At 42.5% G+C, this 10,444-nt stretch carries 8 protein-coding genes; 6 read left to right on the plus strand and 2 right to left on the minus strand.

Annotation, left to right across the window (positions count from 1 at the left end; genetic code table 11):
* Positions 1–7: 7 nt before the first annotated feature.
* The 4 genes from dnaB to BSAG_RS21220 all read left to right on the plus strand — a co-directional run bounded on the left by dnaB (position 8) and on the right by BSAG_RS21220 (position 3,118).
* Complete coding sequence (gene dnaB, locus BSAG_RS21235) at positions 8–1,369, plus strand: replicative DNA helicase (RefSeq protein ID WP_004314758.1); 1,362 nt, start codon at positions 8–10, stop codon at positions 1,367–1,369.
* Between the two features lie 190 nt (positions 1,370–1,559).
* Positions 1,560–2,084, plus strand: a complete 525-nt coding sequence (locus tag BSAG_RS21230; RefSeq protein ID WP_004314757.1) for an HU family DNA-binding protein — start codon at positions 1,560–1,562, stop codon at positions 2,082–2,084.
* Between the two features lie 257 nt (positions 2,085–2,341).
* Complete coding sequence (locus BSAG_RS21225) at positions 2,342–2,665, plus strand: hypothetical protein (protein ID WP_004314756.1); 324 nt, start codon at positions 2,342–2,344, stop codon at positions 2,663–2,665.
* Between the two features lie 3 nt (positions 2,666–2,668).
* Positions 2,669–3,118: an N-acetylmuramoyl-L-alanine amidase gene (locus tag BSAG_RS21220; RefSeq protein ID WP_004314755.1), complete on the plus strand. Its 450-nt coding sequence runs from the start codon at positions 2,669–2,671 to the stop codon at positions 3,116–3,118.
* Between the two features lie 332 nt (positions 3,119–3,450).
* On the opposite strand, the gene BSAG_RS21215 is transcribed toward BSAG_RS21220, so the two are convergent.
* Positions 3,451–6,411, minus strand: a complete 2,961-nt coding sequence (locus tag BSAG_RS21215; protein WP_004314754.1) for a hypothetical protein — start codon at positions 6,409–6,411, stop codon at positions 3,451–3,453.
* A gap of 397 nt (positions 6,412–6,808) precedes the next feature.
* On the minus strand, positions 6,809–7,747 hold the full coding sequence (locus BSAG_RS21210) for a tyrosine-type recombinase/integrase (RefSeq protein ID WP_004314753.1): 939 nt from the start codon (positions 7,745–7,747) through the stop codon (positions 6,809–6,811).
* A gap of 150 nt (positions 7,748–7,897) precedes the next feature.
* Here BSAG_RS21210 and BSAG_RS21205 point away from each other — a divergent pair, with 150 nt between their 5' ends.
* Positions 7,898–9,646 (plus strand): ATP-binding protein, encoded by a 1,749-nt coding sequence (locus BSAG_RS21205; protein WP_008997293.1) that lies wholly within the window; start codon positions 7,898–7,900, stop codon positions 9,644–9,646.
* Positions 9,647–9,898: 252 nt separating this feature from the next.
* Positions 9,899–10,444, plus strand: a 546-nt coding sequence (locus BSAG_RS25405; RefSeq protein WP_008997294.1) for an AAA family ATPase, incomplete at its 3' end; no start/stop codon positions are given.

Below are 10,444 nucleotides of genomic sequence, written 5' to 3' on the forward strand. Positions count from 1 at the left end.
AAAAGAAATGCAACCACACGCCAGCGAACTCGAAGAAGCCATCATTGGAGCCTGCCTGATAGAACAGGAGGCCCTGCCACTCGTAGCCGACAAGCTACGTCCCGAAATGTTCTACGACGATCATCATCAGCTGCTCTTCGCCGCCTTGATAGCCATGTATCAGGCAAACAAAAAGATAGATATTCTCACCGTCAAAGAAGAGCTCACCCGTCGCGGAGTGCTCGAAAAGATAGGCGGGCCGTATACCATCGTACAACTAAGCAGCCGGGTAGCTTCCTCCGCCCACATCGAGTATCACGCGCAAATCGTCCACCAGAAATATCTGGCACGCGAAGCCGTAGTCGGCTTCAACAAACTCCTCACCTGCGCCATGGATGAAACAATCGACATCGACGACACCCTCATCGACGCGCACAACCTGCTCGACCGTCTCGAAGGCGAATCCGGACACCACGACCACATACGCTGCATGGACACCCTAATGACCGACACGCTGAAAGAAGCTGAATTGCGTATTGCCAAAAGCGTGAACGGCGTCACCGGCATCCCCACCGGACTGACCGAACTCGACCAGAAAACGGGCGGTTTGCAGGATAGTGATCTAATAGTGATTGCCGCCCGGCCTTCTGTAGGTAAAACGGCTTTTGCCCTACACCTGGCACGCAGCGCGGCAATGGCGGGCAATGCGGTGGCCGTCTACAGCCTTGAGATGCAAGGGGAACGCCTTGCCGACCGATGGCTGGCAGCAGCAAGCAACATTAATCCTTACCGGTGGAGGAACGGAATACCTACCCTGCAAGAGATGGAAAATGCCCACACCGCAGCTTCAGAACTATCGGGACTCCCCATCTACGTGGACGACAGCACTTCTGTCAGCATGGACCACATTCGCTCAAGTGCCCGGCTACTGAAGAGCCGCAATCAGTGTGACGCAATTATTATCGACTACCTGCAACTCTGCGACATGGCTACCAAGCAGGCCAACCGCAACCGCGAACAGGAAGTGGCACAAGCCACCCGGAAAGCCAAGTTGCTGGCCAAGGAGCTGCATATTCCCGTCATACTGCTTAGTCAGCTGAACCGCGAGTCGGAGAATCGCCCCGGAGGACGTCCGGAACTGGCACACCTGCGCGAGAGCGGAGCTATCGAACAGGATGCAGACGTCGTGATGTTGCTTTACCGACCAGCGATGCAACGCATCGTCACCGACCGGGAAAGCGGTTACCCGACAGAAGGACTGGGGGTGGTTATCGTTGCCAAGCAGCGTAATGGAGAGACTGGGAATGTATATTTCGGACATAATCCGTCGATGACAAAAATATATGACTATGTTCCGCCATTGGAATATTTGGAAAAACATGCTAAATAAAACAATCTATTGTACAAATAATCAAGACAATTTATCAAAATAGTATTGATACATATCCGGTGCAAAACTTTTTATATTATCAGAGAAAATAAAACCATATTTACTTGACTTCTCCTCTCTGATTTTGTATATTTGTAGTATCAAAAAGAAAACATATAATTATTCACTTAAACCTTAACTTTTCAAATTTATGGATGTATTAGTAGAACGCTATCAGCGCAGAAAGTATGTAAATCAGGAGGATGCTCCGTTACTGTATTACATACGTCAGAAATCGGGCAATGTAAGAGTGATGGACGTTGATACGATGGCTACCGCCATCGAAAGTAAATCGTCACTGACTGCCGGAGATGTGAAACACACCATTGAGGCATTTGTAGAACAGTTGCGTCTGTCGCTCACCCAGGGCGATAAGGTGAAAATTGACGGATTGGGTACGTTCCACATCACGCTGACTAGTGACGGTACGGAGAGTATGAAAGATTGTACGGTGCGCAGCATCCGCCGTGTCAATGTCCGCTTTGTTGCCGACAAAGCGTTGAAGCTGATGAATTCGAGCCATACGAGTACACGAAGCGAAAACAACGTGGACTTCGTCCTGGGCGGAAAGGGCGATGGAAGCGATTCCGGAAACGGTGGTTCGGACGATGATTCCGGCAGCGGTTCGGGGGGCAATAAACCGGGCGGTGGAGAAGCACCGGACCCGGCAGCGTAAATAGGCTGCCCGCTCTATCTTCTTTGGCAGAATGAAACTTCATCCTTAGAAAAAACAGTATCACATGGTTTCAGGAACTGATCCATGTATGGTTCCTTGCCATGTGGTTGCTGTTTTTCTGTTTTTCTCTTTCCCGCATTTTCTCATTTTCTTTATTTCTCCATTTTTTCATTCTCGTGTTTTTTAGTTTTCCTATTTTTAGTTTCTCTTATTTTTTAATTCTCAATCTTTAATTTTTAATCTTTAATTCAAGAAAGATGTTAGACAAAATCATTGATATCATTACAGCCATCCTCCCTTTTTTCGGAGGTCGCAAAAAACGTCAGCAAATGATGCAGGACGTCAAAGAGTTCAGCGAACTAGTGAAAGAGCAGTATGGCTTCCTTATGAAGCAGCTCGAAAAGGTGCTAAAGGATTATTTCGATTTGAGCGACCGTGTGAAGGAAATGCACTCGGAGATTTTTTCATTAAAAGGCAAACTTTCGGAAGCTGTCACTTTACAGTGTGTCAATAAAGAGTGTATTCAGCGCAACAATGGTTCCGAATCCGCATCATCATCCACTTCTTTAATACCTGCCTAACGCATGAGAACTATTAATCTGATTGTCGTTCATTGCTCCGCTACCCGCGAGGATAAATCTTTCACCGAACATGATTTGGATGTTTGCCATCGTCGCCGCGGCTTCAATGGTGTGGGTTATCATTTTTATATTCGTAAGAACGGGGATATTAAGTCTACCCGCCCGTTAGAACGGATCGGTGCGCATAGCCGTGGTTTCAACCGGGAAAGTATCGGTATCTGCTACGAAGGCGGACTGGACTGCATGGGACAGCCGAAAGACACGCGCACTTGTTGGCAGAAACACTCGCTACGGGTTCTTATCCTGACTTTATTAAAGGATTTTCCGGGATGCCGTGTCTGCGGGCATCGTGATCTTAGTCCTGATCTTGACGGAGACGGTGAGATTGAACCGGAAGAGTGGATCAAGGCTTGTCCCTGTTTCGAAGCGAGCAAGGAGTGGGATAAAGAATAGGTTTCTTTTTTCATTTACATATTCTATTGTTAGTTGTTATTGGTTAATTGTTATTGGTTATTAATCAAGAAAACCCGGACTTTCGCAAGCCCGGGTTTTCTGCATCTTGGGAACGCCTCTTTTACCTATAGGGAAATGGGGGACTAGCACTTTGATTCTAGTACAACAAAAAGACGCTCCGAGAGTAAAAATAAAAAGGGATACCTGTGGGAAATGTGGGAGGCATCCCTTTTCTAAATAAGAACAAAGAGGAAGGATGGACTTTCACAAGCTGTGTCCTTCGCTTTGTTCTGGGGTAAAATGTTTTTCACGCGTAGGTGAACAAGGGTTTATTATATGCTCGCAGCTTCTTTACTTAAGTCGATTTTCACTGTAACTGTCTTAGCAGCATCATAACCAGTGATAGTTCCCCAACGTGATTCAGCAACAATGTTAACAACAATATCCTTACTTACGCTTAACACCTTTCCTGCTTCGGAAAGAGAGAAAGCACCTGTATTCTTATTCAGAATTACATATTTAGCATTGTCAGCATCAGCTAATTCAAATGTAGGAGCTACAAATCCGAATATACCTAATGGAGCTACTCCCCAGTCAGTACCAGCGGTTACTTCTGCACCATCTTTCCACATTACCTTACTATTAGAAGCTGTCCATTTAAAATCTTTCGCAAGTGGGAAGCTATTATTCAAATTGTCACTACCAATTTTTATTTCAGTACTACCAGGAGCTGCCCATGTGCCACTGACATCAGTAAGAGTAAAGGTAGTTTCCTTAGCAACAACTAATTCTACATCTTCACCAGCAGTGTTTTTAGCTATTACTTTAGCGGCAACAACTATATCTTTCGCAGGATCAGGATTAGAATAGGTCTTATCAATAGTCAATACATTGTTTACAATTGAAACTCCGGTAATCTCCTCTGTCAAAGAGAATTGAACGGTAGCACCTACTGCCTCTGCTTTTTCCACAATGGTCTCATAGTTAGTAAAGAGAGTAGGAATACTCATTGCGAAATTCAAAGATGTCGGCTTAGCTATTGGAATAAGATTAGGCTTCAACGCCATAGTTCCACTAGTAAGATTGCCATCATATACCAATGTATAGGTAGCGGCTGTTACTTTAACTTCGATTGACGGTTTCAATGTAAAGTTCTGCACATCAGAAACTTTCACTTTCACTTCCGGTACATAAGTACCAGCTTCTGTACCTTTCGGAACTACGATTTCCAATTCATTCTTTGTGGTATTAGCTTTAAATCTCAAAGTCACTCCGCCTGTAGCAGATGGTTTGAAAGTAAAGTTTTCTTGTGGCAATTTTTCATAAGCAGCCTGTAGAATACCAATATCAGTGCTACCACCAATAGTACCATAAGTAACTGTTACATCAGCTACCTGTTCTTTTGTTCCGTCAAACTCAATTGCTGCAATAGTTGAAGGCACCTCTGGATCTGCCGATGCTGCTTTAGCTGTAACTTCAGTAAAAGTAGTAACTTTACTGAAATTAGTACCAATGATTTCCACTTTAGCCTCGGGAGTTACTTTTTTACCATTAAAAGAAGCATCATTATATGTCGTCAACTTCAACACGCCATTTTCAATGGTATAGGACTCCGGATCAGTTCCACCTACGCTGTAGGTTACTACAAACTTCTCTGTATTCACACTACTTGCCATTGGCTCATTATCAATATTCTTACCAGCTCTGTCGGTACCTGTGATCTGAAGAACAGCTCCTGTTGCATAGTCTATAACTGACAGAGGTTTATCATAAAGAATTGAACTTGCTGCTTCGTTTGGTGATTTCACTGCTACACCAGTAACTGCTCTATAGTCCGAAATTACCGGGAAATAGTTAGAACTAATGTTAGTAAGATTCTTGCTTTGATCTTTAGCGATAAGATTCAGACTAACAGCGAAACTCTTGTCCGTTGAAGTAGAAACAGTAAAAGTGACGATACCTGTAGCTTCGTCTACTTCAGTCTTTTCGATGTGATAAATTTCGGCTGCGCGAGTCTTTATTTCCTGTCCATCAAACGAAGGAGTATAATTCTCTGCGAAGTTGGCAGCGGCCGTTGCAGGAGAAATACGGAATTTCATCCGGATCGGTTCTGTTTCAGCTACCAATTTATTATCGTAGAAATAAGACATAAATTTCACCTGTCCATCTTCATATTCAGGAATATAAACAATGCTCTGAATTTGGTTTTCAAGTGCCGTGAGACGTTTTTCCAATGCAGCGAATTTATCATTTACCGTTTTTTTATAATCAGCAAGATAAGCTTCTACTTTACCATCGAAAACTTCTTTAGTAGCACAATAACCATAACTGGTTTTAATCGTGGTAATTTCAGTCAATACTGCCGCAAAATTTTCATAACCACCATCAGTTAAAGCTGTCTCGATAGTCGTTTTGAATGTGGTAAGCGTAGTGATATTACCAGTCACAGTTTGGTAAGCAGTTGCCTGTTCTTGTTTATATGTTTCAAAGTTAGTGCTCAACGTTGCTAATCTACCGTCTACACCTTTGATAGCAAGGTTGATAGCAGAGGCTTCCGCCAATACCTGTGATTCGATAGCATCGTTTACGTATTTAGCAATAGAGCCATTATCTTTCAGCAACTCCAGAACTTCGTCATCAACCAATCCTGCAAGTTCAGAATGGGCTACGTAATCAGCTAAATCATCCTTCGATGCAGCGTTTTGATTAAATGTTTCCAATGCACTGATTCTGCCATCCAATTTCTGCAGTTCTAAAATATTAGCTTGTATACTAACGATAGCAGCCGCATTATTATCAGCCATTTCTTTCACAGCCTTCAATTCATTCTTAGCTTCTGCCAGTTCATCAGCTAATTTTTCCAGGTCTTCGCTAGATGCAGCACCAGCCAGCTTCTCTGTCAGGTCGGCAACTTTAGCTTCCAGGTCTTCCTTCGTTTTGTTCAAAGTTCCCTCGATAGAGTTCACTTGTTCTGAAAGAGCGGTGATCTGGTCGCCCAATGTTTTAATAGTACTTGCGTCTGCTTTGTTTTCCAATGCAGTCTGCAATGCTTCTACTGTTTTCAGCAAATCCTGTACTGCTTTAGCATCTGCTTTACCATCAATAGCTGTCTGCAACTGCGTCTGCAAAGTTTGAATGGCACTAGATATGGCCGTTTTCATGTCCTCTGTGCTCACCGGATTAGTGGACGTTACTTTATCAATCTGCTCTTGCAGATTTTTGATGTCATCGTCATAGTCCTTACAACTTGTAACGGTTGTACTTACTGTAAGCGCCAATGCCCCGAAAAGCATTACCCTAACAAAATTTTTCTTCATAACTACTTAAAAATTACATTAATAATATATTATTAAACACTAAGTTTCAATAATAGCCACCCGTTACTTTGTAGGTAACGGAGAAACCTTTGTGCCTGCTCTTCGGGAGTAGTCAATACTGAAAAATGATACGATAAGCAATGAAACTTTTTTACCCCTGCTTCTGAAAGGCAGTAGAGGGAAGGAGATCTTTTGCAAAAATTTAGAAGTTAACAAAGCCCTAATACAAAGAATCCGCGTGTTTTATTTGGTTAATTCCTATTTTGAGTAGTTTATTAGAAAAAATGTATGATTTCGTTTGGTTATTTTAAGAAATATGCTCATATTTGCACCGATATTCATTCCCGTTACCTACAAAGTAACAGAGTAATTTTCAAGTATTTACGTCCACAACAGAGCGTTTCACGAAGTCAAGAACTTGTTTATTTGCTTCATCAATTTTCTTACTCCGGAAAGGTTTCAAATAAGTCTCCGTCACAGTGATAGACGAATGTCCCATCGCTTCGGAAATAATGCCCGGATGAATTTCACAATAATAAGCTGTCGTAGCCCAGGTATGGCGGGCGGTGTACGAGCTCAATTTATCGGATAATCCCAATAATTCACCTAACAACATCAACTGCTGGTTAAAACTGCGCAATGCCAACTGATATTCGCGATACGCCTCTTTAGTTTCTTCACGGCTTTTCAACAATGGAAATAAATAAGGAGAAGAGAGATCGCGATTCATATACTTCTTCACCAGGATCATCGCTTCGGGAGTCAACGTCACCGACAATGGTCGTCCTGTCTTACGTCTGCGATACGTTATTACGTTATCACGCAAATCACTCTTACGCAAATAAGCGAGATCGACAAACGGCATACCACGAAGCGAAAACATCAGAATGAACAACTCTTGCGCCTGACATACAGCAAATGGCACACCGGATGTACGAGACAATTTGGCAAACACCTTCTTCATATCGTCATCACACAACGCACGTTTATGATCGGCACGAGTACCGGTATAAACAGAACGGAACAGATGAGGTACATAAGGAGCTTTCCCAAGATCGACGGCACGATTGTAAACCGCACGAAACGTACGCAGATAAGTGGAAACGGTGTTCCAGCTACAACCACGACTACGAAGGTAAACTTCGAATCCCTTCAGCCACTCCGAAGTTACTTCACTAAAAAGCAAATCTTCTTCCCCACAATAAGCAATGATGGCATTCAGACTGCTACGATAAACATGCGCAGTACCGAAGTTTCCCTCCACCTGTAGCCCCATGGCTACCTGCTTCATAAATGTTACTACTTTCAACATTTCTCAATTTATTAATTTATTCGACAATAAAGATACAAGTATTCTCGCTATTACCACCCGGATAGTTCCAAAGATATTCTATCATTTATATAACTGCCATCCATCAATATTCATTTTTTATTGTTACTTTTGTGAGAAAATGAAAGAGTTATGAACCAACCAGTAAAGCGCAAACGTATTCCGTACGGAATGATGAACTTTATCGATGTCCGCGAAGACGACTGTTATTACGTGGACAAGACACATTATATCCCGCTTATAGAAAACGCGAACAAGTATTTCTTTTACATTCGCCCGCGAAGGTTCGGAAAGAGCTTAACGATCTCCATGCTCCGACATTATTATAACATATTAGAAGCGGACAAGTTTGAGAAATGGTATGGCGACCTGTACATAGGAAAGCATCCCACTCCCGAACGAAATTCATATCTCATCATTTATCTAAACTTTGCCGTAGTTAATGCCGAATTAAATAGTTACCGGCAATCATTGGACGCACATTGCAACACAGAATTCAACTTTTTCTGCGATGTCTACGCGCAATATCTTCCCGAAGGGATAAAGGAAGAAATGAATAAGAAAAAGGGAGCCGTAGAGCAACTGGATTATCTATATAAAGAATGTGTGAAGACCAATCAACAGATTTATCTGTTCATTGATGAATACGACCACTTTACAAACAAAATCTTATCAGAACCTGCCTGTCTGGAAGATTACAAGAGCGAGACACACGGAACCGGTTATCTGCGCAGCTTCTTCGATACGGTGAAAGCAGGCACGGACTCCACTATCAAACGTTGCTTCGTGACTGGTGTCAGCCCCGTCACGATGGACGATCTCACCAGCGGATTCAATATCGGCACCAATTATTCGCTCTCTCCGGAATTTAATGAAATGACCGGATTCAACGAAGAAGAGGTACGCGCAATGCTGGATTATTATGCCACTACCTGCCAGTTTCACCACTCTACCGACGAGCTGATAGAAGCTATGAAACCTTGGTATGACAACTACTGTTTTGCAGAACAAAGTTATGGCAGTACTACAATGTACAACTCCAATATGGTACTCTACTTTGTGGATAATTACATCCGGAATGGAGGCTATATGCCACGTAATATGGTAGAAGAAAACATCCGCGTGGATTACAACAAACTACGAATGTTGATCCGCAAAGACAAAGAATTTGCTCATGATGCCTCGACCATTCAGACGTTGGTGCAACAGGGATATGTCACCGGCGAATTGAAAACAGGTTTTCCAGCCGAAACAGTTGCAGAACCGGATAACTTTACCAGCTTATTATTCTATTTCGGAATGTTGACTATCAGCGGTACTTTAGAAGGAGAAACGAAGTTGACTATTCCCAATCAAGTAGTGCGTGAACAATTGTACAGTTACTTATTAGATACCTACAACGAAGCGGACCTCCGCTTTGACAACTGGGAAAAAGGGAAACTGGCATCCGCTATGGCTTATCGTGGCGACTGGAAAGCCTACTTCGATTATATCGCCGAATGTCTGCACCGATATTCTTCCCAGCGCGACAAGCAAAAAGGCGAAGCATACGTACATGGATTTACGTTGGCTATGACCGCACAGAACCGTTTCTATCGCCCCATCTCCGAACAGGAGAATCAGGAAGGATATGCCGACATTTTCATGTTTCCCTTACTGGATATTTATAAAGATATGCTCCATTCCTACATTATCGAACTGAAGTATGCCAAAGGAAAGGATAGTGACGAAAAGGTAGAGCAACTCCGGCAAGAGGCTATCACACAAGCCAACCGCTATGCCGCTAGTGAAACGGTGCAAAAAGCAATCGGAACAACGACGCTGCACAAAATTATAGTTGTTTATCAAGGGATGAAAATGGTGGTGTGCGAAGAAGTTTAAAGTTCGTATATATTTTCATGTATTATAATAAAAGGCGACTCATTGCAACGAGCCGCTTTTTTGTATTATCTATTTTTCTTCAGCTATCCACTTTTCAATATTACGGGTTTCCACACTAAAGAAGAGCAAATCCGCTTTCCCACTATAAGCAATAATGGCATTGAGACTACTAAAGATATTCTATCATTTATATAACTGCCATCCATCAATATTCATTTTTTATTGTTACTTTTGTGAGAAAATGAAAGAGCTATGAACCAACCAGTAAAGCGCAAACGTATTCCGTATGGAATGATGAACTTTATCGATGTCCGCGAAGACGATTGTTATTACGTGGACAAGACACATTATATCCCTCTCATAGAGAACGCGAACAAGTATTTCTTTTACATTCGCCCGCGAAGGTTCGGAAAGAGCTTAACGATCTCCATGCTCCGACATTATTATAACATATTAGAGGCGGACAAGTTTGAGAAATGGTATGGCGACCTGTACATAGGAAAGCATCCCACTCCCGAACGAAATTCATATCTCATCATTTATCTAAACTTTGCCGTAGTTAATGCCGAATTAAATAGTTACCGGCAATCATTGGACGCACATTGCAACACAGAATTCAACTTTTTCTGTGATGTCTATGCGCAATATCTTCCCGAAGGGATAAAGGAAGAAATGAATAAGAAAAAGGGAGCCGTAGAGCAACTGGATTATCTATATAAAGAATGTGTCAAGACCAATCAACAGATTTATCTGTTCATTGATGAATACGACCACTTTACAAATAAAATCTTATCAGAG

Source organism: Bacteroides sp. D1, assembly GCF_000157095.2.
GTDB lineage: Bacteria > Bacteroidota > Bacteroidia > Bacteroidales > Bacteroidaceae > Bacteroides > Bacteroides xylanisolvens.

Bases quoted from the DNA above. Each gene is read 5' to 3' on its own strand.
- BSAG_RS21210 (WP_004314753.1), bottom strand. From the start codon at position 7,747: ATGTTGAAAGTAGTAACATTTATGAAGCAGGTAGCCATGGGGCTACAG.
- BSAG_RS21205 (WP_008997293.1), top strand. From the start codon at position 7,898: ATGAACCAACCAGTAAAGCGCAAACGTATTCCGTACGGAATGATGAAC.
- BSAG_RS21230 (WP_004314757.1), top strand. From the start codon at position 1,560: ATGGATGTATTAGTAGAACGCTATCAGCGCAGAAAGTATGTAAATCAG.
- BSAG_RS21220 (WP_004314755.1), top strand. From the start codon at position 2,669: ATGAGAACTATTAATCTGATTGTCGTTCATTGCTCCGCTACCCGCGAG.
- BSAG_RS21225 (WP_004314756.1), top strand. From the start codon at position 2,342: ATGTTAGACAAAATCATTGATATCATTACAGCCATCCTCCCTTTTTTC.
- BSAG_RS21215 (WP_004314754.1), bottom strand. From the start codon at position 6,411: ATGCTTTTCGGGGCATTGGCGCTTACAGTAAGTACAACCGTTACAAGT.
- dnaB (WP_004314758.1), top strand. From the start codon at position 8: ATGCAACCACACGCCAGCGAACTCGAAGAAGCCATCATTGGAGCCTGC.